Below are 22,559 nucleotides of genomic sequence, written 5' to 3'. Positions count from 1 at the left end.
TTCCTTTACGAGGTGTGCGAGGCGGAGTTAAGCCGTCGGAGTCGGGGCCGTGGCTCTACGGCCCGCCCGTGCGACGGAGATCTGCCGTGCGACCCGGGGGCCGAGCACGGAGACGACGAGCAGGACGCCGGTGACGACGATCTGCGACTGTGCGGAGACGTCCTGGAGGCTCATCACGTTCTGCGCGGCGCCGAGCAGGAAGACTCCCGCGATGGCACCGCCGAGCGTGCCCTTGCCGCCGTCGAAGTCGATACCGCCGAGCAGGACGGCCGCGATGACGGAGAGTTCGAGGCCGGTGGCGTTGTCGTAGCGGGCGCTGGCGTAGTGCAGGGCCCAGAAGATGCCGGTGAGGGAGGCCAGCAGGCCGGTCACCGTGAACAGGATCAGCTTGTGCCGCCTGACCCGGATGCCGGCGAACCGGGCGGCCTCCTCACTGGCGCCTATCGCGAACAGCGAGCGGCCGAACGGGGTGGCGTGCAGCACGACCACGGCGATCGCGAGCAGGACGACGAAGGGCAGGAAGGCCTGCGGGAGGAAGGTGTCCCCGAGCCGGCCGGCCGCGAAGTCCAGGTACTGGGTGGGGAAGTCGGTGACCGCGTCGGAGCCGAGCACGATCTGCGCGATGCCCCGGTAGGCGGCCATGGTGCCGATGGTGACGGCGAGCGACGGGAGCCCGAGGCGGGTCACGAGCAGTCCGTTGACCAGCCCGCACACCACACCGAGCAGCAGGCAGATCGGGATGATCGCCTCGATCGTGAGGCCCTGGTTCCACAGGGCGCCCATCACCGCGCCGGACAGCCCGGCGGTGGAGGCGACGGACAGGTCGATCTCGCCGGAGACGACCAGCAGGGTCATCGGCAGCGCGATGAGCGCGATGGGCAGGGTGTTGCCGATCAGGAACGACAGGTTGAGGGCGTTGCCGAAGCCGTCCACGAAGGAGAACGAGAACAGCAGCAGGACGATCAGGAGGGCGCCGACGACCGTGTCCCAGCGGACGGCGCGGGTGAGCGACTCAGGCATGGCCGGCGTCTCCCTTCTTGACGGGGGGCTTCACGGAGGCGGTGGTGGTCCTGGCCGCGGCCGACTTCTTCTTCAGCGCGGACGCCACCCGCAGGGCGACGACCCGGTCGACCGCGATGGCCAGCAGGAGCAGCACGCCGTTGATGGCGAGCACCCAGACCGAGCTGACGCCGAGCGCGGGCAGGACGCTGTTGATGGAGGTGAGCAGCAGCGCGCCGAGGGCCGCGCCGTAGACGCTGCCGGAGCCGCCGGTGAAGACGACGCCGCCGACCACGACCGCGCTGACGACGGTGAGTTCGTAGCCGTTGCCGGTCCCGGAGTCCACGTTGCCGAACCGGGCCAGGTACATCGCCCCGGCGAGGCCGGCGAGGCCGCCGCAGAAGGTGTACGCGGCGAGGATCCGCTTGCGCACCGGGATGCCGGCGAGCCGGGCGGCCTCCGGGTTGGAGCCGAGCGCGTACAGCTCGCGGCCGCTGCCGAAGTGCTTGAGGTAGTACGCGGTGGCGATGAGGACGGCGAGCGCGATGAGCGCCAGCCACGGCACCGCGGACAGACCGCCGGAGCCGAAGTCCACGAAGGAGTCGGGCAGGTCGGCGGCGGTGATCTGGCGGGAGCCGACCCAGATGGAGTCGATACCGCGGATGATGTACAGCGTGCCGAGGGTGACGACGAGGGCGGGCACCTGACCGAGGCTGACCAGCAGGCCGTTGAGGAGCCCGAAGCCGACGCCCAGCAGGATCGCCAGCACGATCGCGATCACCGGGTTGCCGCCGCCCTGCAGATACGTACCGGCGGCGAAGGCGCTGATGCCCAGGGTGGAGCCGACCGACAGATCGACGTTGCGGGTGATGACGACCAGGGACTGGCCGGTGGCGACCAGCACCAGGATGGTCGCGTTCAGCAGCAGGTCCTTGATGCCCTGCTCGGACAGGAACTCGCTGTTGCCGGCCTGGGTGACGGCGATCATCACCAGGAAGACGACCAGGATGGCGAGTTCGCGCATCTTGAAGACGCGGTCGACCAGCCGGGTGCCGCTGGACTTCGGCACCTCGGCGACGGGGGCCTCTTGGGAAGTGGTCACCGTCATGCGGCGGCCCTCCCGGTGGCTGCGGCCATCACGGTTTCCTCGGTGGCTTCGGTGCGGGGGATCTCGGCGGCGAGCCGGCCCTCGTGCATCACCAGCACGCGGTCGGCCATGCCGAGGATCTCGGGCAGGTCGGAGGAGATCATCAGGACGGCGACCCCGTCGGCGGCCAACTCGCTGAGCAGCCGGTGCACTTCGGCCTTGGTGCCGACGTCGATGCCACGGGTCGGCTCGTCGACGATGAGCACCTTGGGGCCGGTGGCCAGCCACTTGGCGAGGACGACCTTCTGCTGGTTCCCGCCGGACAGTGTGTTGACGGTGTCGGCGAGCCGGGCGTACTTCACCTGGAGCTTGACCGCCCAGTCGAGGGAGCGGCTGCGCTCGGCGCCGCGGTCCATCAGGCCGGCCTTCACGGTCGTGCGCAGGCCGGTCAGGCCGATGTTGCGCTCGATGGACATGTCCATCACGAGGCCCTGGGCCCGCCGGTCCTCGGGGACCAGCGCGAGGCCGGCCGCCATCGCGGTGGAGGGGGCGCCGTTGGTCAGCGTACGGCCGTCCACGGCGACCTCCCCGGCGTCCCAGCGGTCGATGCCGAAGACCGCCCGGGCGACCTCCGTGCGGCCGGCGCCGACGAGTCCGGCGAGCCCGACGATCTCGCCGCGCCGGACCTCGAAGGAGACGTCGGTGAAGACACCCTCGCGGGTCAGCCGGCGGACGCTGAGGGCGACCTCGCCCGGCGTCACGTCCTGCTTGGGGTAGAGCTCGTCGAGGTCGCGGCCGACCATCCGGCGGACCAGGTCGTCCTCGGTCATGTCCGCCAGCGGCTCGCTGGCGATCCAGGCTCCGTCGCGCAGGGTGGTCACCCGCTGGCAGATCTCGAAGATCTCCTCCAGCCGGTGCGAGATGAACAGCACCGCCGCGCCCTGCTCGCGCAGGGTGCGCACGACGCCGAACAGCCGGGCGACCTCGCTGCCGGTGAGAGCGGCGGTCGGCTCGTCCATGATCAGGACCCGGGCGTCGAAGGAGAGCGCCTTGGCGATCTCGACGATCTGCTGGTCCGCGATGGACAGGCCGCGCGCCGGACGGTCGGGGTCGAGCTCGACGCCGAGGCGCCGCATCAGGGCGGCGGTGGCCGCGTGGGTGGCCTTGTGGTCGATGCGGCCGAGGGCGCGCCGGGGCTGGCGGCCCATGAAGATGTTCTCGGCGATCGACAGGTCGGGGAAGAGCGTGGGCTCCTGGTAGATCACGGCGATGCCGGCGTCGCGGGCGTCGCCGGGACCGTGGAAGGTGACGGCCTCACCGTCGAGCAGCACCCGACCCGCGTCGGGTCGGTGCACTCCCGCGAGGGCCTTGATGAGCGTGGACTTGCCCGCGCCGTTCTCGCCGGCGAGGGCGTGCACCTCGCCGGGGAACAGCTCCAGGGAGACGCCCCGCAGGGCGCGAACGGCACCGAAGGACTTGGTTACGTCCTTCAACGCCAGCACCGGGGCCGGTCCCGCGTCGGACGGGTGGGTCATGGATGGCTCCTCGACGACGCCCGGGACGTGCCCTCACAGCGTCGTGAAAGGTTTCAACTGGATTGCCGGGACGTTAGGCATCCGGGCCATGTCACGTCAATGGGTACGTCTCGAAAAGTTTTCGATAGCCGAAGGTCACGCGGCGGTCACGGAGAACGAAGCAGGCCGGAGGGCTTGACACTCTCCCCGCAGCCTCATAGCTTCCCGTTCTGAATCGTTTCATCCGGGAGTTGTTCCGGACCGATGTCACAGGAGCCCGAAGTGACCGACCTCGCCGCGGTGAAGGCCGCGCTGAAGACCCAGGCCGTCGAGACGCCGTCGTGGGCGTACGGGAACTCAGGCACCCGTTTCAAGGTGTTCGCCCAGGAGGGCGTCCCGCGCACCCCGCAGGAGAAGCTGGACGACGCGGCGCAGGTGCATCGCTTCACCGGCGCCGCTCCGACCGTGGCCCTGCACATCCCGTGGGACAAGGTGGAGGACTACTCCGCACTTGCGAAACATGCCGAGGATCGCGGGGTGAAGCTGGGGGCGATCAACTCCAACACCTTCCAGGACGACGCCTACAAGCTGGGCAGCGTCTGCCACCCGGACGCGGCGGTGCGGCGCAAGGCTCTCGATCATCTGCTCGAGTGCGTCGACATCATGGACGCGACGGGCTCCACCGATCTGAAGCTGTGGTTCGCCGACGGCACGAACTATCCCGGCCAGGACGACCTCCGGGCGCGGCAGGACCGGCTCGCCGAGGGCCTCTCCGCGGTGTACGAGCGGCTCGGGGACGGGCAGCGGATGCTGCTGGAGTACAAGTTCTTCGAGCCGGCCTTCTACTCCACGGACGTCCCGGACTGGGGCACGGCGTACGCGCACTGCCTGAAGCTCGGGCCGAAGGCGCAGGTCGTGGTGGACACCGGGCACCACGCGCCCGGCACCAACATCGAGTTCATCGTCGCCACGCTGCTGCGCGAGGGGAAGCTCGGCGGGTTCGACTTCAACTCGCGGTTCTACGCGGACGACGACCTCATGGTGGGTGCCGCCGACCCGTTCCAGCTGTTCCGGATCATGTACGAGGTCGTGCGCGGGGGCGGGTTCACGTCCGATGTGGCGTTCATGCTCGACCAGTGCCACAACATCGAGGCGAAGATCCCGGCGATCATCCGGTCCGTGATGAACGTGCAGGAGGCCACGGCCAAGGCGCTGCTGGTCGACCGCTCGGCGCTGGCCGCCGCGCAGGCGTCCGGTGATGTGCTGGAGGCCAACGCGGTGGTGATGGACGCGTACAACACCGACGTGCGTCCGCTGCTGCGTGAGGTGCGGGAGGAGACGGGGCTTGACCCCGACCCCATGGCCGCGTACCGGGCGTCCGGGTACGCCGAGAAGATCGTCGCCTCGCGGGTCGGTGGGGAGCAGGCGGGGTGGGGGGCGTAAGCGTCTGCCGCCACCTGTTCGTCGCGGACCGCGGGCCCGTCGTGGCCGGTCGCGCCCGCCCGGCGGAGCCGCATGTCGCTGCCGCCCCGCGCCCCTGAAGTAAGTGCACTCGCCCCGTCACGTAAGGATTGAAGGTTCATGACCACTCACCCCGAAGCCCTCGCCCTCCTCGGTCGGTCCCATCGGCTCGGCGCCGATCCCCGTAACACCAACTACGCCGGCGGCAACACCTCCGCCAAGGGCACCGACACCGACCCCGTGACCGGCGGGGACGTCGAGCTGATGTGGGTCAAGGGGTCGGGTGGCGACCTCGGCACGCTCACCGGAGCGGGGCTCGCCGTGCTGCGGCTGGACCGGCTGCGGGGGCTCGTCGACGTCTACCCGGGCGTCGAGCGCGAGGACGAGATGGTCGCCGCGTTCGACTACTGCCTGCACGGCAAGGGCGGGGCGGCGCCCTCGATCGACACCGCCATGCACGGACTCGTCGACGCCGCACACGTCGATCACCTGCACCCCGACTCCGGGATCGCGCTGGCCTGTGCCGCCGACGGGGAGAAGCTGACGGCCGAATGCTTCGGCGACACCGTCGCGTGGGTACCCTGGCGGCGGCCCGGCTTCCAGCTGGGGCTGGACATCGCCGCCATCAAGGCGGCGAACCCGCAGGCGATCGGTGTGGTCCTCGGCGGGCACGGGATCACCGCCTGGGGCGACACCTCCGAGGAGTGCGAGCGCAACTCGCTGCACATCATCCGGACCGCCGAGGCCTTCCTCGAGGAGAAGGGGAAGGCCGATCCGTTCGGCCCGGTCCTCGACGGCTTTGCGGCGCTGCCCGAGGACGAGCGGCGGGAGCGGGCCGCCGCGCTCGCGCCGTACGTGCGGGCCATCGCCTCCCAGGACCGTCCCCAGGTCGGGCACTTCACCGACTCCGACGCCGTCCTCGACTTCCTGGCCCGGGCCGAGCACCCGCGACTCGCCGCACTCGGCACCTCCTGCCCCGACCACTTCCTGCGGACCAAGGTGCGGCCGCTGGTCCTGGACCTGCCGCCCACCGTCACGGTGGAGGACGCGATCGCGCGGCTCAAGGAGCTGCACGCCGCGTACCGCGAGGAGTACGCCGCCTACTACCGGCGGCACGCCGACGCCGACTCGCCCGCCATGCGCGGCGCCGACCCGGCGATCGTGCTGGTCCCGGGCGTGGGCATGTTCTCCTTCGGCAAGGACAAGCAGACCGCGCGGGTGGCCGGCGAGTTCTACGTCAACGCGATCAACGTGATGCGTGGCGCGGAGGCGGTGTCCTCGTACGCGCCGATCGAGGAGTCGGAGAAGTTCCGCATCGAGTACTGGGCCCTGGAGGAGGCCAAGCTCCAGCGGATGCCCGCGCCGAAGCCGCTGGCCACCCGGGTGGCCCTGGTCACGGGAGCCGGCAGCGGGATCGGCAAGGCCATCGCGCACCGGCTGGCCGCCGAGGGCGCGTGTGTCGTGATCGCCGACCTCGACGGCGAGAACGCGGCGCAGGTCGCCGAAGAGCTCGGCGGGCCCGACAAGGCGGTCGCCGTCACCGTCGACGTGACCTCCGAGGAGCAGATCGCCGGTGCCTTCCGGGACGCCGTACTCGCCTTCGGCGGCGTCGACCTCGTCGTCAACAACGCCGGGATCTCCATCTCCAAGCCGCTGCTGGAGACGACGGCACGGGACTGGGACCTCCAGCACGACATCATGGCCCGCGGGTCGTTCCTCGTCTCACGTGAGGCGGCACGGGTGATGATCGCGCAGGAGCTGGGCGGCGACATCGTCTACATCGCGTCGAAGAACGCCGTCTTCGCCGGCCCGAACAACATCGCCTACTCCGCCACCAAGGCCGACCAGGCCCACCAGGTGCGCCTGCTGGCCGCAGAGCTGGGCGAGCACGGCATCCGCGTCAACGGCGTCAACCCGGACGGCGTGGTGCGCGGGTCGGGCATCTTCGCGGGCGGCTGGGGCGCGCAGCGGGCCGCGACCTACGGCATCGACGAGGAGAAGCTCGGCGAGTTCTACGCGCAGCGGACCATCCTCAAGCGTGAGGTGCTGCCGGACCACGTCGCCAACGCGGTGTTCGCGCTCACCGGCGGCGAACTCACCCACACCACCGGACTGCACGTCCCCGTCGACGCGGGTGTGGCGGCCGCGTTCCTCCGGTGACGGCCGTGCGGTCGTACGCGGCGGTCGACCTCGGCGCGTCCAGCGGGCGTGTCATGGTCGGCCGGGTGGGCCCGGACTCGCTGGAGCTGGCGGAGGCGCACCGCTTCCCCAACCGGCCGGTCCGGGTCCCCGAGGGACTGCGCTGGGATGTGCTGTCCCTCTACGCGGGAGTTCTGGAGGGCCTGCGGGCGGCCGGCCAGGTGGACTCGGTCGGCATCGACAGCTGGGCCGTGGACTACGGCCTGCTCGACGCCGACGGGACCCTGCTCGGCAACCCGGTGCACTACCGGGACGCCCGTACCGACGGGGTCGCCGAGAAGGTGTGGGCGACCGTGCCGGCAGCCGAGCTCTACGCGGCCACCGGACTCCAGTACGCGCCCTTCAACACCCTCTACCAGCTGGCGGCGGCCCGCGAGACGCGGCAACTGGCCCACGCCCGGCGCCTGTTGCTCATCCCCGACCTGCTGGCCTACTGGCTGACAGGTGAGCAGGGCACCGAGCTCACCAACGCCTCCACCACCCAGCTGATCGATCCCGCGACGGGCGACTGGTCGTACGACATCGCCACCCGGCTCGGCATCGACCTGGACCTGTTCGCACCGCTGCGGCGGCCCGGCGACCCGGCGGGGCTGCTGCGGGCGGAGGTGCTGGAGGAGACGGGGCTGCCCGGGCCGGTGCCGGTGACGACGGTCGGCTCGCACGACACCGCCTCCGCCGTGGCCGCGGTCCCGGCGACCGGTGAGCGGTTCGCCTACATCTGCACCGGCACCTGGTCGCTGGCCGGCCTGGAGCTGACGGCGCCCGTGCTCACCGAGGAGAGCCGGGCCGCCAACTTCACCAACGAGCTCGGGCTGGACGGCACGGTCCGCTACCTGCGCAACATCATGGGACTGTGGCTCCTCCAGGAGTGCGTACGGGCCTGGGGCGACCCGGACCTGGGCGGGCTGCTGCGGGAGGCGGCCGCCGTGCCCGCGCTGCGCTCGGTCGTGGACGCCGGGAACGCCGCCTTCCTGGCGCCCGGGCGGATGCCGGAGCGGATCGCCGAGGCGTGCCGCGCGTCCGGGCAGCCGGTGCCCGCCACGCCCGCGGAGATCACCCGGTGCATCCTCGACTCGCTCGCCCTGGCCCACCGGCGGGCCGTCGACGAGGCGCAGCGGCTCGCCGACCATCCCGTGGACGTCGTGCACATCGTCGGGGGCGGCACCCGTAACGCGCTGCTGTGCCAGCTCACCGCCGACGCCTGCGGGCTGCCGGTGGTGGCCGGTCCGACGGAGGCCGCGGCCCTCGGCAACGTGCTCGTCCAGGCGCGGGCGCACGGACTGGTCGGCGACCGTGCCGACATGCGCCGGCTGCTCGCCCGTACCCAGCCACTGACGCGCTACGAGCCGCAGGGCGACGCCGAGCGGTGGCGCGAGGCGGAGGCCCGGCTCGCCACGCGGTGAGCCGGGGTCTCCCCCGGGCCCCCTCACCGGACTACTCTGCACTCATCCGATGACCTACCCGCAAGGAGCCGCGATGCGTGTCGCACTGTTCCTGACCTGTGTCAACGACACGCTCTATCCCGAGACCGGCCGTGCCGTGGTGAAACTCCTGACCAGGCTGGGCGTCGAGGTCGACTTCCCGATGGCCCAGACCTGCTGCGGCCAGGCCCACTACAACACCGGCTACCGCCATGAGGCCGAGCCGCTCGCCCGGCATTTCTCCGATGTCTTCGGGGAGTACGAGGCGATCGTGACGCCCTCCGGGTCGTGCGGGGCGATGGTGCGGGAGCTGTATCCGCGGATGGGCGAGCGGGCCCGGGCCGAGGGGCGCGGGGACACCCTCGCCGCCACTCTGGCGCCGGTGGTCCCGAAGACGTACGAGCTCACCGAGTTCCTGGTGGACGTGCTCGGGGTGACGGACGTCGGCGCGTACTACCCGCACACGGTGACCTATCACCCGACGTGTCACGGGCTGCGGGGACTGGGTCTCGGGGAGCGGCCCCGGCGGCTGCTCCAGGCGGTCAGGGGGCTGGAGCTGGTGGAGCTGCCGGGGGCCGACGAGTGCTGCGGCTTCGGCGGGACCTTCGCACTCAAGAACGCCGACGTCTCGGCGGCGATGGGCGCCGACAAGGTGCGCAACGCCGAGTCGACGGGCGCCGAGGTGCTGTGCGCGGCGGACAACTCCTGCCTGATGCACATCGGCGGGACCATGACCCGGCTGGAGACCGGCATGCGGCCCGTGCACATCGCGGAGATCCTGGCGAGCACCGAGGAGGAACCGGCGGCATGAGCGGAACGTTCGTAGGAATGCCGGCCTTCCCCGAGGCCGCGCACGAGGCGGTCGGCAACCAGACCCTGCGCGCGAATCTGCGGCACGCCACCCACACCATCCGGGCCAAACGGGCGAACGCCGTGGCCGAGGTGTCCGACTGGGCGGAGCTGCGGGAGGCGGGCAAGCGGATCAAGGACCACACGCTGCGCCATCTCGACCGGTATCTGGTGCAGTTGGAGGAGTCGGTGACGGCGGCGGGCGGCATCGTCCACTGGGCCGCCGACGCGGACGAGGCGAACCGGATCGTGACCGACCTGGTCAAGGAGACCGGCGAGTCGGAGGTCGTCAAGGTCAAGTCCATGGCCACGCAGGAGATCGGGCTCAACGAGGCGCTGGAGGCGGAGGGCGTCCGCGCCTACGAGACCGACCTCGCCGAGCTCATCGTGCAGTTGGGCAAGGACCGGCCGTCGCACATCCTGGTCCCCGCGATCCACCGCAACCGGGGTGAGATCCGGGACATCTTCACCCGTGAGATGAGCGAGTGGGGCCGCCCCGCTCCCGAGGGCCTGACCGACACCCCCGCCGAGCTCGCCGACGCAGCCCGTCTGCACCTCCGCGAGAAGTTCCTGCGTGCCAGGGTCGGCGTCTCCGGCGCCAACTTCATGGTCGCCGAGACCGGCACCCTGGTGGTCGTCGAGTCCGAGGGCAACGGGCGGATGTGCCTCACCCTCCCCGAGACGCTGATCTCGGTCGTCGGCATCGAGAAGATCGTGCCGACCTGGCGGGACCTGGAGGTCTTCCTGCAGACGCTCCCCCGTTCCTCGACGGCCGAGCGCATGAACCCGTACACGTCGACCTGGACGGGCACGACGGACGGCGACGGTCCCGGCACCTTCCACCTGGTGCTGCTGGACAACGGCCGCACCGACACGCTCGCCGACGAGGTCGGCCGGCAGGCCCTGCGCTGCATCCGCTGCTCCGCCTGTCTGAACGTGTGCCCGGTGTACGAGCGGGCGGGCGGGCATGCCTACGGCTCGGTCTACCCGGGCCCGATCGGAGCGATCCTCAGCCCCCAGCTCCGCGGCACCGAGAGCGAGATCGACGCCTCCCTGCCGTACGCCTCGTCGCTGTGCGGCGCCTGCTACGAGGTGTGCCCGGTGGCCATCGACATCCCGGAGGTGCTGGTGCACCTGCGGGAACGGGTCGTCCAGGGCGGCCCGGCCACGCGCGAGGGCAACAAGGTGGTGCTCAAGCCGGCCAAGGGCCACGGCGCCGAGCGGGCCGCGATGCGGGCGGCCCGCTGGGCGTTCGGCCGGCCCGGCGCCCTGCGCGCCGGGCAGCGACTGGCGTCCCGGACACGCCGGCTGCATCCTCGTACGCTGCCCGGCCCCGGCAGGGCGTGGAGCGCCACGCGGGATCTGCCGGCGGTGCCCGCGGAGCCGTTCCGCGACTGGTGGCAGCGTACGAACGGCGGGACCACCGAGGGGACGGCGAAGTGAGCAGCAGGGAACGGATTCTGGGCCGGGTGCGGCGCGCGCTGGCCGATGTGCCGCAGGACGACACCCCGTACGAGGAAGCCGTCGCGCGCGACTATCTGCGCGAGCACGGCGCCCGGAGCGCCGAGGAGACGGTCGAGCTGCTGGCGGAGAACCTGGCGGACTACCGGGCCGTCGTGCACCGGTGCGGCGCGGACGAACTTCCGTCCGTGCTGGCCCGGTTGCTGGCGGAGCGGAAGGCGGCGACCGTGCTGGTGCCGCCCGGACTCGACGAGGCGTGGCTGGCGGAGGCGGACACCGCCCGGGTGGCGGACCGGGTGGAGAGCGGCGCGCAGGAACTCGACCGGGTGGACAGCGTGGTCACGGCGTGCGCGGTGGCGGTCGCCGAGACCGGGACGATCGTGCTGGACGGCGGTCCCGACCAGGGGCGGCGCCGGATCACCCTGGTCCCGGACCACCACATCTGTGTGGTGCGCGTCCCCGAGCAGGTGGTGTCGTCCGTGCCGCAGGCTCTCGAACGGCTCGATCCGGCCCGCCCGTTGACGTGGATCTCGGGCCCTTCGGCGACCAGTGACATCGAGCTGGACCGGGTGGAGGGGGTGCACGGCCCGCGCACCCTGGAGGTGATCCTGGTCGGCTGAGCGCCCCCGGGTGCCCCGGCCCGGAGATCGCGAGGATCCCCGGGCCGGTTCATGCTCCCCGGTCGTACCCCTCCCGGGCCTGCGCCACCTTGGGCAGGTTTCCGGTGGCCCAGTCCGCGAGGTGGGCGAAGAGCGGGGCCAGGCTGAGGCCGAGTTCGCTGATCTCGTACTCGACGCGCGGCGGCACCTCCGGGTGGTAGGTGCGCACCACCAGGCCGTCGCGCTCCAGCTGGCGCAGGCGCTGGGTCAGCACCTTGGGGGTGATGTTCGTGATCGCGCGTTCCAGTTCGCCGAACCGCTGACGGCCCCGCGCGTGCAGCGTCCACAGGATCGGTGTGGTCCAGCGGCTGAAGACGATGTCCACCACGGGGGCGATGGGGCAGGCGAGTTCGGGATCGGTCGGGTCACCGGTCATGCGTACCCCTCGGGGAAGTCACTTTCCTCTGGGTACCTACTATACCGGCGGTGTTAGCGTCGCTCCGCAACGTCAACAACCCATTCCGAACAAGGAGTTACCCATGATCGTGGTGACGGGGGCGACCGGGAACGTCGGCCGTGAACTGGTCCGTTCTCTGGCGGCCGCGGGCGAGCGGGTGACCGCCACGTCCCGGCACATCTCGGAGAGCGACGTCCCGGAAGACGTACGGACGTTGAGGTCGGACCTCATCGACGCGGAGAGCCTGCGGCCGGTGCTCGACGGGGCCGAGGCGCTGTTCCTCCAGAACGGCGGCGCCGGCATCCATCTGCTCAGCCCGCGCGACCTCCTCGACGTGGCCAAGTCCGCCGGGGTCGGCCGGGTGGTGCTGCTGTCGTCCCAAGGGGTGGCGACCCGGCCGGAGTCGGAGTCGCACGGCGCCCTGGCGGGCGCGATCGAGGACGCCGTCCGGGAGTCCGGCCTGGAGTGGACGATCCTGCGGCCGGGCGGCTTCCATTCCAACGCCTACGCCTGGGCGGAGCCGGTCCGCACCCATCGCACCGTCGCGGCCCCCTTCGGCGACGTCGCTCTGCCCACCGTCGACCCGGCCGACATCGCGGAGGTCGCCGCGGTGGCCCTGCGGGAGGAGGGACATCACGGCCGGGTGCACGAGTTGACCGGGCCCGTCCCCACGACACCACGCGGGCGGGCGGAGGCCATCGGCCGGGCGATCGGGGAGCCGGTCCGGTTCGTCGAGCAGACGCGGGCGGAGGCGCGCGCGCAGATGCTGGCGTTCATGCCGGAGCCGGTCGTCGAGACCACCCTGTCCATCCTCGGCGAACCGACGCCCGCGGAGCGGCTCGTCAGCCCGGACGTGGAACGCGTCCTGGGCCGGGCGCCGCGCACCTTCGAGGACTGGGCACGGCGCAACGCGGCCGCGTTCCGGTGAGCTCAGCAGTAGGTCATCGGGCAGCCGTGCCGTAGCGAGTACTGGGCGGCGCGCAGGTAGAGCGCCGTGTAGAACGCCGTGGCCAGGTCGTCGGCCCAGGGGCCCGGCCGGGTGGCGGCGGCCTTCTCCGCCTCGCCTTCCAGGAACCAGAAGGTCAGTTCGAGGTTGCCGAAGGTCGCCGGTACCAGGTCCAGCGGCAGGTCGAGGGCCGCGGCGAGCCGCTCGGCGAGCGCGAGGACGTGCGGCGCCCCGACGACCAGGGTCTCGTCCGTGTAGGCGGAGCCGACGGGCAGCAGGACGCCTTCGTCCAGCGCGAACGGGACCAGCACCGACCAGTCGAGGAGGGTGTGCCGCTCCTCGAGGGTCAGCCGCGCCCGGCACAGCTCGTCGAAGCCGTCCATGGACGGGCTGATCTTCTCCTCGAACCAGCCCGGCGCGTCCCGCACCGCCTCACGCGGCTCGTACGGGGGCAGCCCGCACCGCCCCAACTCCGTGTTCAGCGCGGCCGCGACGTCTCCGTACCCGTCCTCGCCGGGCTCCGACCAGTCCTGCGCGGTGACGCTCACCAGATACACACCCATGATCGCAACGTACCGCCCGCCACTGACAACACCTCCGGCCGCTGATGACAACGGGGGTGAACAAGCGCTTAGATAGGTGATCGAACACTCGCCGAGACCGCGACCGATCCGCCCGGAGGCCCCGTTGTTCACGTCCGTCGACGATGTCTCCGCCCGGCTCGCCGAGAGCGGCTACCTGGCCTCCCCCGCCGTCGCCACGACCGTCTTCCTCGCCGACCGGCTCGGCAAGCCACTGCTCGTGGAGGGACCGGCCGGCGTCGGCAAGACGGAACTCGCCAAGGCCGTGGCCCAGGTGGCGGGGGCCCGGCTGGTCCGGCTCCAGTGCTACGAGGGCGTCGACGAGTCCCGGGCGCTGTACGAGTGGAACCACGCCAAGCAGCTGCTGCGCATCAGCGCGGGCCGGGACGAGACCTGGGACGAGGCCCGCACGGACATCTTCAGCGAGGAGTTCCTCCTCCCCCGGCCGCTGCTGACCGCCATCCGCGGCGACGAGCCGACCGTCCTGCTGATCGACGAGACCGACAAGGCCGACGTCGAGGTGGAGGGACTGCTCCTCGAAGTGCTCAGCGACTTCCAGGTCACCGTCCCGGAACTCGGCACGATCACCGCCACCCGCCGCCCGTTCGTGGTGCTCACCTCCAACGCGAGCCGTGAGCTGTCGGAGGCGCTGCGCCGCCGCTGTCTGTTCCTCCACATCGACTTCCCGGAGGAGGAGCTGGAGCGGCGCATCGTCCGGCTGAAGGTGCCGGGCATCGAAACGGCGCTGGCCGAGTCGGTGGTCCGGGTGATCGGCGCGCTGCGCGCGATGGACCTGCGCAAGGCGCCCTCCGTCGCCGAGACCATCGACTGGGCGCGCACCCTGCTCGCGCTCGGCGCCACCACCCTCGACGAGAGCGTCGTACGCGACAGCCTGGGCGTGATCCTCAAGCACCAGGACGACATCCTCAAGGCCGGCGCGAAGCTCGACCTGGACGCCGTGTGAGCGCCGAGGTCGCCGACCGCCTGGTCGGCTTCGTCGCCGCGCTGCGCGCGCACGGTCTGCGCGTCGGCACCGGCGAGACGGTGGACGCCGCCGAGGCTGCGGCGGCGCTGGGGTTCGCGGACCGCGGACTGCTGCGCGAGGGGCTGGCCGCGACACTGCTGCACTCGACGGACCAGCGGCGGGTGTTCGACACGGTCTTCGACCTGTACTTCCCGCACGGCGTCGGCGCGCCCCAGGGCGAGCCCGGCGACCGTGACGACCTGCGTGACCGGCTGGCCGCCGCACTCGCCGCCGGCGACGAGGCGATGCTGGCCCGGTTGGCGATCGAGGCCGTCGACGGGCTGGGCGGGTACGGGAGTTCACCGGGCGCGGACGGCTGGTCGTCGTACCAGACGCTGGAACGCCTGCGTCCGCAGACACTGTTGGCGCGGGTGCGGGACGACGTCCGGGCCCGGGGCGGCGACGTCGGGTTCACCGACCGGCTCCTCGAGGACGAGATCCGGCGCCGCATCGAGACCTTCCGCGCGCTGGTGGCCGGGGAGGCGCGGCGCCGGGTGGCGGAGCGGCGGGGGCGGGACGAGATCGCCCGGCGGGCGGTGGCGCCGACCGCCGACCGGGTCGACTTCCTGTACGCGGGCAAGGACCGGCTGGCCGAACTGCGTCGGACGGTACAGCCGTTGGCCCGCAAGCTGGCGACGCGTATGGCCGCGCGGCGCCGCCGGGCCGCCCGGGGCACCATCGACCTGCGGCGGACCCTGCGCGGCTCGCTCTCGACGGGCGGGGTGCCGATGCGGCCCGTGTTGCGCCGCCGGCGTCCGGCCCGTCCCGAACTGGTGCTGCTGTGCGATGTGTCGGGGTCGGTGTCCGGCTTCTCCGACTTCACGATGCTGCTGGTACAGGCGCTGCACGACCAGTTCAGCAAGGTGCGGGTGTTCGCCTTCGTCAACCGGATCGACGAGGTGACCGGCCTCCTCGAACACGGCGCGGCCGACCCGGAGGGCCTCGGCGCCCGCATCCGGGCGGAGGCGAACCTGACGGGATACCACGGCAGCAGCGACTACGGCGTGGCCCTGGGCGAGTTCACCGAGCGGTACGGTGCGGCGGTCGGCCCGCGCACCACGGTGTTCGTGCTCGGCGACGCACGGACGAACATGAGCGACCCGAACCTGCCCGCGGTCCGGCAGATCGCCGAACAGGCCCGTCACGCCCACTGGTTGAACCCGGAGCCCCGCTCCCTGTGGGGCACGGGCGACTCGGCCGCCCCCGAGTACGCCGGGTCGATCGCGATGCACGAGTGCCGCAACGCCCACCAACTCGGCGCCCTGGTCAGCCGGTTGCTCCCGGTCTAGCAGTATCCGGCCCCGTCCTACTGCGCCTTCGCGTAGTCCTTGGCCATCGCCCCGGCAAAGTCGTACACCACGCACTGTTCGTCGCCCACGACCCACGCGTCATGGCCGGGCGACACCACGAAGACATCGCCCGGGCCCAGTTCGCCCTCGCCGCCCTCGTCCATGGTGATGTGCATGCGGCCCTGGACCACGTAACCGTTGTGGTGGATCTGGCAGGTGTCGGTGCCCGCCAGCGACGCGAGCGACTCGGACCAGCGCCATCCCGGTTCGAACGTCGCCACGGCGAAGTCGAGCCCCGTCATATGGACGGCCTCGAGGTGCCCCCTGGGGAAATCGCGCCGCTCGTCCGGCTTCTCGAGCGCCTTCACTTCCATCATGACGCTTCTCCTTCCGGCCGCGCCTCACCACGGCCGGGGCCGGTCTCCCCAGCGGCTCTGGGCGTCGCCGGTCGGGGGCCGAGCCCCACCCCTCCATCCTCCGCCCGTAGCGCGGGAGCCGCCAATCGGTGGTATCGGCCCCTCAGACGCAGCCGCACAGCTCGGCGAAGCGGCCGGTGTCGATGTTGCCGCCGGAGACGATCACTCCGACGCGCCGGGGCAGGACGCCGGCCCGCCCGGCGAGGAGGGCGGCGAGCGGAGTGGCGCCGCTCGGCTCCACGACGATCTTCAGGCGTTCGAAGGCGAACCGCATGGCCGCGCGGATCTCGTCGTCGGAGACCAGGGCGATCTCGTCCACGAGCCGCCGGTTCACCGAGAAGGTCAGCTCCCCCGGTGTGTGCAGGGCCTGGCCGTCGGCGATGGTGCGCGGCACCGGGATCTCGACCCGTCGGCCCGCCTCCAGCGAGCGTTTGGTGTCGTCCCCGGCCTCCGGTTCCACACCGACGATCCGGGTGCCCGGCCGCAGCCCCTTGACCGCGGTCGCGCTGCCGGCGATCAGTCCGCCACCCCCGACCGGCACCAGCAGGGCGTCCAGCTCGCCCGCCTCCTCGAGGAGTTCCAGCGCGGCGGTGCCCTGGCCCGCCATGACGTGCGGGTGTTCGTAGGGCGGGATGAGCGCCAGCCCCCGGTCGGCGGCCAGCGCCTCGGCGATGGCCACCCGGTCGCCGGTGTAGCGGTCGTAGGTCACGATCTCGGCGCCGTAACCCTCCGTCGCGGCCCGCTTGGAGCGGGGCGCGTCCTCGGGCATGACGATCACCGCGGTGGTGCCGAGCTCCCGCGCGGCCAGGGCGACGGCCTGGGCGTGGTTGCCCGAGGAGTACGCGGCGATGCCCCGGGCGAGCTGCTCGGGGGCCAGCCGGGAGGCCGCGTTGTAGGCGCCGCGGAACTTGAACGCGCCGACGCGCTGGAAGTTCTCGCACTTCAGCAGGACTTCGGCGCCGACCAGCGCGTCCAGGGTGCTGGAGCGCAGTACGGGCGTACGGTGCGCGACGCCCTTGAGCCGGGCGGCCGCGTCGCGTACGTCGTCGAGGGTGATCGTCGGGGGTGTGGTCGTCACGGGTGTGCTCCCTCGGGGTTGTCGTCGGTGCCTGCGGTGCCGTCGGCTCCGGTCTCGTCCGTGGCTCTGGCCCGGGCGAGGTAGCTGTAGGCGGAGGCCCGGGAGATGCCGAGGCGGGCGGCGACCTGCTCGATCGCGCGGCGCACGGCGAAGACTCCGCGTTCGTCCAGGCTGCGGAACAGCGTCAGGCGCCGCGCCCGGTCGAGACCGGCCCAGGTCTGCTCCTGGCGCCGCAGACGGTCGTCGAGGAGGGCGTCGACGACGGAGTCGATGTCGTCGCCGAACGTGGTCACGGGCACCTCGGCCCGGCCGCCCGCCGCCCCCGCGAGCGCCGCCAGCAGGCCCTGCACCCGGTCCACCTCGGTGACGTCCACGTTGACGCACAGCGCGCCGAACACCGCGCCCGTGGAGTCGCGCAGCACCATCGTGGACGACTTCACCAGCCGTCCGGCACCGGTGCGGGTGACGTAGTTCAGCTCGTCCACGGCGTCGTCGCCGCGGGCGAGGACGCGCATGCCGATCTCGCTCATCGCCCCGCCGACGGTCCGTCCCGTCACCGATCCGGCGACGGCGACGACGGACCGCTCCGGCCGCCGGTAGTCGTGCAGCACCACCTCGCACACCGGCCCGAACGTGGCCGCGATCCCGTCGACGACGGGGGTGAGCGCACGCAGGATCACGTCCTGCTCGGACTCCCGGGTCTCCATGAGAGAGATTAGACCACACGTCCAGTCTCTGGACCAGCAGTCCAGAACGGCCGGGCGCGTCGACACCTTCAGGGGAACCGCCGATCAAGGGGGTGGTTCGCCAATTACCGTTTCCCTAGGATGTGTTGTCGACCGCGCCAGTCCGTGGTGCGGCGGCGTTCTGGGGGAAGAGATGCAGCCTGGCAAGCAGCTGTCCACGTCGATCGATGCGGCCGTCCCCACAGCCGCACGCATGTACGACCACTACCTGGGCGGCAAGGACAACTACGCGGCCGACCGGGCGGCCTGCGAGGAACTCGACAAGGTCGTCCCGAGCACCCGTGCTCTCGCGCTGAACAACCGGCGCTTCCTCCAGCGGGTCGTGAAGACCCTGACGCAGGAGTTCGGGATCCGGCAGTTCCTGGACCACGGCTCCGGCCTGCCCACCCAGGACAACGTGCACCAGGTCGCCCAGCGCGTCGACCCGACCGCGCACGTCGTCTACGTCGACAACGACCCCATGGTGCTCGTGCACGGCCGGGCCCTGCTGGAGCAGGACGAGCGGACCACCGTCATCCACGCCGACCTGCGGGAGACCGAGGCGATCTTCACGCACGAGGACACCCGGCGGCTGATCGACTTCTCGCAGCCGGCGGCCGTGCTGTTCAACTCGGTCTTCCACTGCATCCCCGACAGCGACACCGACGGTCCGCAGGCGGTCGTCCGCCGGGTGACCGAACGCCTCGCGCCCGGCAGCTTCCTGGTGATGTGCCAGCTGGTCAGCGAGGATCCGGAGGTCAGGGCGTTCGTCACCGACTTCATGGACAAGGCCACGCAGGGCCACTGGGGCCGGGTGCGTCAGGAGAAGGACGTCGCCGCGTTCTTCGAGGGCACGGAGATCCTCGACCCGGGACTGGTGGAGGTCTCCACCTGGCGGCCCGACACCGAGGTCGCGCCCCGCCAACTCACGCAGGAGTGGATCGAGTTCGGCGGAGTGGGCCGCCTGGGCTGAGCCGCCTCACCTCATGGAGCGGCGGCATAGCGCCGCTCCGCCGTCTCCTTCAGCAGTGCCATCGAGGCACGCGGATCGAGCGCCTCGTCCGCGAGCCGGTCCAGCGCGACCCGGTACTCCTCCGTCTCGTCCCGGTCCTCCAGGAAGGTCGCGCTCCTGATCTGCTCCAGGTAGACGACGTCGGGGAGATCGACGCCGCCGAAACGCAGATAGGTGACCGGTATGGCCGGCGCGGAGGCATGCGTGACATCCAACGGGACGACCTGGACCGTGACATGGGGCAGCCCGGCCAGCTCCACGAGGTGGGTGAGCTGCTCGCGCATCACGTCCTGGCCGCCCAGCACCCGCAGCAGCACCGACTCGTCGAGGACCGCCCACACCCGCGGGGCGTCCGGTCGCCGCAGCAGTTCGGTGCGCCGCGTCCGCAGCTCCACCCGGCGCTCGACCTCCCGGGAGGTCGCCGAAGGCAGCCCGCGCTCGACGACGGCACGTGCGTAGGCGGGGGTCTGCAACAGGCCCGGCACGTACTGGATCTCGAAGGTACGGATCGCGGTGGCCGCCTCCTGGAGGCCGACCAGCCGGTCGAACCACTCGGGCATGAGCCGCTTGTCGTAGCGCTGCCACCAGCCCGGCTCGCCCGCCTGCCGCAGCAACCGGAGCAGCACGGAGGCCTCGTGGTCGTCGGTCTCGTACAGCGACAGCAGGGCGCGGACGTCCGCCTCGACGGGCGGTCTGCGGCCCTTGCCCGCCTCGATCCGCGACAGCTTCGCCGGACTGAACCCGACGGCCCGCGCGGCCTGGTCCTGGGAGAGGCCGGCGTCCTCCCGGATACCTGCCAGCTGGACGCCGACCAGCATTTTCAGCAAGGTCGGGGCGGGCTCGGCCCGGTTCAGATACGGTTCGAGGCGGGACACTCGAGGCGACTCGACAGACATCCTGACTCCCCGTGGACCGGCAGACGACAGACCGCAGTATCGCATCCGAAGGCCTCCGACCGCACGCGGCAGGGGAATTGAGCCTCCACACAGCCCCCTCGGACCAGGTGCCGGGCCAGATGGCGGCCCAGGCGTCAGACCAGGTGGTCGAACTCCCCGTCCTTCGCCCCGGCCACGAACGCGGCCACCTCGGCCGGTGTGTACACCAGCGCCGGACCGTCGGGATCACGGGAGTTGCGCAGCGCGACGCCTCCCCCGACCAAGGCCGCGACCTCCACACAGTTGCCCTCGGCGTTGCTGTGACTGCTCTTGATCCAGCGGACGCCCAGCGAACTCGCCCGCACTCCGTTCGACACTGACGACACTGCACTCTCCTCGCTTCGTACGCGCAATTTCTCGTGAAATTGCACGAGGACCTCGTCAGCGTGGATAATAGCCATGCCGTCAACCGCACTTCCAACCCGACGTCCTGACGCCGCCTCAGGGAGATGCCCCGTGTCATCACCTGCGCAGTTCCGGAGCCACGAGTCCGTCTCCGTCCGCGAATCCCCCAGAACGGCCGCCCTGTACCTCACGGGCAGCCGGGAGGGATTCGCCCAGGCACGGGAGTTCACCCAGCGCACCCTCGACTGCTGGTCCCTGGAGCGCTGCACCGACGACGCGGTCACCGTCGTCACGGAACTGGCCGCCAACGCCGTCCTGCACGCGCTCCCGCACACCTCGACGGACGAGTTCCACGTACGGCTCCGGCTCACCCTGCGCCGCGCGCACCTGGTGTGCGCGGTCACCGATCCGAGCGACAGCCTGCCCGTCCACTCGCGCACCGCGGACGCCCTCCTGGAACACGGCCGCGGACTGCACATCGTCGAGGCCCTCTCCGAACACTGGGGCTGGACCCGGCGCCCTCCCGTGGGCAAGACCGTCTGGGCGATGCTGCCGACCCGGTCCCGTCCCGACCCCTACCCGACACGTGACACCTGACATGACTGCGACGAAGAGACCCGCACCGCTCAAGGACCTGGGACACGTGCCGTGGCCCGAGATCAAGGACTCCACCGGCTCCGCGGCGGGCATCCCCTTCCTGCTCACCACACTCGCCCGCGGCGACGCCGACAGCGCCGGCACGGCACTCGGCCAACTGCGCCGCCGAATCTGCCAGTTCGGCTTCGTCGTCGACGAGGCGACGGCGGCCACGGTGCCCTTCCTCTGGGAACTCGTCCGGCTCCCCCAGGTCACCTGCCGCGCGGAGATCCTGCGCCTGCTGAAGAGCATCGCCGACACCCGGCAGTGGGAGACCACCGCCGCCGCCTACCCCAAACTGCTGCACCACCCCGACAACTACGTGGCATGGGAACGCGCGGCCCGGCACGCCGTGCACGCCCAGCGCGACGTCCTGCGTCAACTGCTCGCCGAGCGGGACACCGACCTCGTGCGGGCCACCACGGAACTCGCCGCGACCCTGGCCGACTGAACCCGCCGCCGCCGGGGGCCACGCCCCGGCCTGCGCCGCCCGTTCTGCACACCGCCGCACCCGACCGCTAGGTTGACCGCATGAGCAACCTTGACCGCGCGCCCGTACCGAGTCTGTGCGGCGGCCGTGGATTCGTCGTAGCCGAACCCGTCCGCGAACTGCTGAGCCCCCGGCAGGTGAAGCTCGGCGGGTCGACCGAGGTGCGCCGGCTGCTGCCGAACCTCGGCCGGCGCATGATCGGCGCCTGGGCGTTCGTCGACCACTACGGCCCCGACGACATCGCCGACGAGCCCGGCATGCAGGTCCCGCCGCATCCGCACATGGGGCTGCAGACCGTCAGCTGGCTGCACGAGGGCGAGGTGCTGCACCGCGACTCGACCGGCAGCCTCCAGACCATCCGGCCCAGGGAACTCGGGCTGATGACCTCGGGGCGGGCGATCAGCCACTCCGAGGAGAGCCCGCGGTCGCACGCCCGCTACCTGCACGGCGCCCAGCTGTGGGTCGCGCTGCCGGACGCCCACCGGCACACCGACCCCCGCTTCGAGCACCACGCCGACCTGCCCACGGTCACCGCGCCCGGCCTCAGCGCCACCGTGCTCCTCGGCGCCCTCGACGGCGCCGCCTCCCCCGGCACCACGTACACCCCGCTCGTCGGCGCCGACCTGGCACTCGCACGGGGTGCCGACGTCCGGCTGCCGCTGGACCCCGACTTCGAGTACGGCGTGCTGTCGATGTCCGGCGAGGCGCACGTGGACGGGGTTCCCGTGCTGCCGGGCTCGATGCTCTACCTCGGCTGCGGCCGCACCGAACTGTCCCTGCGGGCCGAGTCCGACGCGGGCCTGATGCTCCTCGGCGGCGAACCGTTCGAGGAGGAGCTCGTCATGTGGTGGAACTTCGTCGGCCGCTCCCAGGAAGAGATCGCCCAGGCCCGCGAGGACTGGACGACGGGCACCCGCTTCGGCGAGGTGAAGGGCTACGACGGGGCTCCCCTGCGCGCCCCGGAACTGCCGCCGACACCGCTGAAGCCGCGCGGAAGGGTCCGCTGACCCGGGAAGACCGGACCGCCGGGCCGGA

23 protein-coding genes are annotated in these 22,559 nt (G+C 71.7%); 13 read left to right on the top strand and 10 right to left on the bottom strand.

Annotated elements, in window-relative coordinates:
* Window positions 1-27: 27 nt before the first annotated feature.
* From OG736_RS38505 to OG736_RS38495, 3 genes are read right to left on the bottom strand one after another with little or no spacing between them, the layout of a single operon-like run.
* Window positions 28-1,020 (bottom strand): ABC transporter permease, encoded by a 993-nt coding sequence (locus OG736_RS38505; protein WP_327186554.1) that lies wholly within the window; start codon window positions 1,018-1,020, stop codon window positions 28-30.
* On the bottom strand, window positions 1,013-2,107 hold the full coding sequence (locus tag OG736_RS38500; protein ID WP_327186553.1) for an ABC transporter permease: 1,095 nt from the start codon (window positions 2,105-2,107) through the stop codon (window positions 1,013-1,015). Before OG736_RS38500 ends, OG736_RS38505 begins: the two co-directional genes overlap by 8 nt.
* A complete protein-coding gene (locus tag OG736_RS38495) occupies window positions 2,104-3,621 on the bottom strand; it encodes a sugar ABC transporter ATP-binding protein (RefSeq protein ID WP_327186552.1) in 1,518 nt (505 codons plus the stop codon). The genes OG736_RS38500 and OG736_RS38495 overlap by 4 nt, the downstream gene beginning before the upstream one ends.
* Before the next feature lie 261 nt (window positions 3,622-3,882).
* Between OG736_RS38495 and rhaI the strand changes: the two genes are divergently transcribed.
* The 6 genes from rhaI to OG736_RS38465 all read left to right on the top strand — a co-directional run bounded on the left by rhaI (window position 3,883) and on the right by OG736_RS38465 (window position 11,611).
* Window positions 3,883-5,043 carry an L-rhamnose isomerase gene (gene rhaI / locus OG736_RS38490; RefSeq protein WP_327186551.1) on the top strand — a complete coding sequence of 387 codons (1,161 nt, stop codon included), beginning with the start codon at window positions 3,883-3,885 and terminating at the stop codon, window positions 5,041-5,043.
* Window positions 5,044-5,181: 138 nt separating this feature from the next.
* Entirely contained in the window at window positions 5,182-7,221 is a 2,040-nt protein-coding gene (locus OG736_RS38485; protein WP_327186550.1) for a bifunctional aldolase/short-chain dehydrogenase, read from the top strand.
* A 5-nt stretch (window positions 7,222-7,226) separates the two neighbouring features.
* Window positions 7,227-8,663: a rhamnulokinase gene (locus OG736_RS38480; RefSeq protein WP_327187822.1), complete on the top strand. Its 1,437-nt coding sequence runs from the start codon at window positions 7,227-7,229 to the stop codon at window positions 8,661-8,663.
* Between the two features lie 73 nt (window positions 8,664-8,736).
* The gene (locus tag OG736_RS38475; RefSeq protein WP_327186549.1) at window positions 8,737-9,492 is read left to right on the top strand and encodes a (Fe-S)-binding protein; all 756 of its coding nucleotides are present in this window, start codon (window positions 8,737-8,739) and stop codon (window positions 9,490-9,492) included.
* On the top strand, window positions 9,489-10,973 hold the full coding sequence (locus OG736_RS38470; RefSeq protein ID WP_327186548.1) for a LutB/LldF family L-lactate oxidation iron-sulfur protein: 1,485 nt from the start codon (window positions 9,489-9,491) through the stop codon (window positions 10,971-10,973). The genes OG736_RS38475 and OG736_RS38470 overlap by 4 nt, the downstream gene beginning before the upstream one ends.
* Window positions 10,970-11,611, top strand: a complete 642-nt coding sequence (locus tag OG736_RS38465; protein WP_327186547.1) for a LutC/YkgG family protein — start codon at window positions 10,970-10,972, stop codon at window positions 11,609-11,611. Before OG736_RS38470 ends, OG736_RS38465 begins: the two co-directional genes overlap by 4 nt.
* Before the next feature lie 49 nt (window positions 11,612-11,660).
* Here OG736_RS38465 and OG736_RS38460 read toward each other — a convergent pair whose 3' ends face one another.
* Window positions 11,661-12,026 (bottom strand): winged helix-turn-helix transcriptional regulator, encoded by a 366-nt coding sequence (locus OG736_RS38460; protein ID WP_327186546.1) that lies wholly within the window; start codon window positions 12,024-12,026, stop codon window positions 11,661-11,663.
* Window positions 12,027-12,129: 103 nt separating this feature from the next.
* On the opposite strand from OG736_RS38460, the gene OG736_RS38455 reads away from it, so the two are divergent.
* The gene (locus OG736_RS38455; RefSeq protein WP_327186545.1) at window positions 12,130-12,975 is read left to right on the top strand and encodes an NAD(P)H-binding protein; all 846 of its coding nucleotides are present in this window, start codon (window positions 12,130-12,132) and stop codon (window positions 12,973-12,975) included.
* A gap of 2 nt (window positions 12,976-12,977) precedes the next feature.
* Here the strand turns inward: OG736_RS38455 and OG736_RS38450 are convergent, their stop codons facing one another.
* Window positions 12,978-13,556 carry a hypothetical protein gene (locus OG736_RS38450; protein WP_327186544.1) on the bottom strand — a complete coding sequence of 193 codons (579 nt, stop codon included), beginning with the start codon at window positions 13,554-13,556 and terminating at the stop codon, window positions 12,978-12,980.
* A gap of 124 nt (window positions 13,557-13,680) precedes the next feature.
* On the opposite strand from OG736_RS38450, the gene OG736_RS38445 reads away from it, so the two are divergent.
* Both OG736_RS38445 and OG736_RS38440 read left to right on the top strand, forming a co-directional pair.
* Window positions 13,681-14,538 carry an AAA family ATPase gene (locus OG736_RS38445; protein WP_327186543.1) on the top strand — a complete coding sequence of 286 codons (858 nt, stop codon included), beginning with the start codon at window positions 13,681-13,683 and terminating at the stop codon, window positions 14,536-14,538.
* Complete coding sequence (locus OG736_RS38440; RefSeq protein ID WP_327186542.1) at window positions 14,535-15,887, top strand: vWA domain-containing protein; 1,353 nt, start codon at window positions 14,535-14,537, stop codon at window positions 15,885-15,887. The genes OG736_RS38445 and OG736_RS38440 overlap by 4 nt, the downstream gene beginning before the upstream one ends.
* A 17-nt stretch (window positions 15,888-15,904) precedes the next feature.
* Here OG736_RS38440 and OG736_RS38435 read toward each other — a convergent pair whose 3' ends face one another.
* The 3 genes from OG736_RS38435 to OG736_RS38425 form a co-directional block, all read right to left on the bottom strand.
* The gene (locus tag OG736_RS38435) at window positions 15,905-16,264 is read right to left on the bottom strand and encodes a cupin domain-containing protein (protein ID WP_054241124.1); all 360 of its coding nucleotides are present in this window, start codon (window positions 16,262-16,264) and stop codon (window positions 15,905-15,907) included.
* Window positions 16,265-16,406: 142 nt separating this feature from the next.
* On the bottom strand, window positions 16,407-17,381 hold the full coding sequence (locus OG736_RS38430) for a threo-3-hydroxy-L-aspartate ammonia-lyase (RefSeq protein WP_327186541.1): 975 nt from the start codon (window positions 17,379-17,381) through the stop codon (window positions 16,407-16,409).
* Entirely contained in the window at window positions 17,378-18,088 is a 711-nt protein-coding gene (locus OG736_RS38425; RefSeq protein ID WP_327186540.1) for a helix-turn-helix transcriptional regulator, read from the bottom strand. The genes OG736_RS38430 and OG736_RS38425 overlap by 4 nt, the downstream gene beginning before the upstream one ends.
* A gap of 172 nt (window positions 18,089-18,260) precedes the next feature.
* Here OG736_RS38425 and OG736_RS38420 point away from each other — a divergent pair, with 172 nt between their 5' ends.
* Window positions 18,261-19,079: an SAM-dependent methyltransferase gene (locus OG736_RS38420; protein ID WP_327186539.1), complete on the top strand. Its 819-nt coding sequence runs from the start codon at window positions 18,261-18,263 to the stop codon at window positions 19,077-19,079.
* 11 nt (window positions 19,080-19,090) lie between these two features.
* Here OG736_RS38420 and OG736_RS38415 read toward each other — a convergent pair whose 3' ends face one another.
* Together OG736_RS38415 and OG736_RS38410 are read right to left on the bottom strand one after the other, a co-directional pair.
* Complete coding sequence (locus OG736_RS38415) at window positions 19,091-20,014, bottom strand: helix-turn-helix domain-containing protein (protein WP_327186538.1); 924 nt, start codon at window positions 20,012-20,014, stop codon at window positions 19,091-19,093.
* Between the two features lie 134 nt (window positions 20,015-20,148).
* Entirely contained in the window at window positions 20,149-20,379 is a 231-nt protein-coding gene (locus OG736_RS38410) for a DUF397 domain-containing protein (protein WP_327186537.1), read from the bottom strand.
* Between the two features lie 130 nt (window positions 20,380-20,509).
* Here OG736_RS38410 and OG736_RS38405 point away from each other — a divergent pair, with 130 nt between their 5' ends.
* From OG736_RS38405 to OG736_RS38395, 3 genes are all read left to right on the top strand, one after another.
* Window positions 20,510-20,995 (top strand): ATP-binding protein, encoded by a 486-nt coding sequence (locus OG736_RS38405; RefSeq protein WP_327186536.1) that lies wholly within the window; start codon window positions 20,510-20,512, stop codon window positions 20,993-20,995.
* 1 nt (window position 20,996) lies between these two features.
* On the top strand, window positions 20,997-21,485 hold the full coding sequence (locus tag OG736_RS38400; RefSeq protein WP_327186535.1) for a hypothetical protein: 489 nt from the start codon (window positions 20,997-20,999) through the stop codon (window positions 21,483-21,485).
* 80 nt (window positions 21,486-21,565) lie between these two features.
* Entirely contained in the window at window positions 21,566-22,531 is a 966-nt protein-coding gene (locus OG736_RS38395) for a pirin family protein (RefSeq protein WP_327186534.1), read from the top strand.
* Window positions 22,532-22,559: the final 28 nt, after the last annotated feature.

Origin of the sequence: Streptomyces sp. NBC_01334 (assembly GCF_035983595.1) — a bacterium.
In the GTDB taxonomy this organism is placed as follows: Bacteria; Actinomycetota; Actinomycetes; order Streptomycetales; family Streptomycetaceae; genus Streptomyces; species Streptomyces coriariae.
The sequence above is the reverse complement of the archived record's forward strand: the minus strand, read 5'-3'. Positions and strand labels throughout refer to the sequence as shown.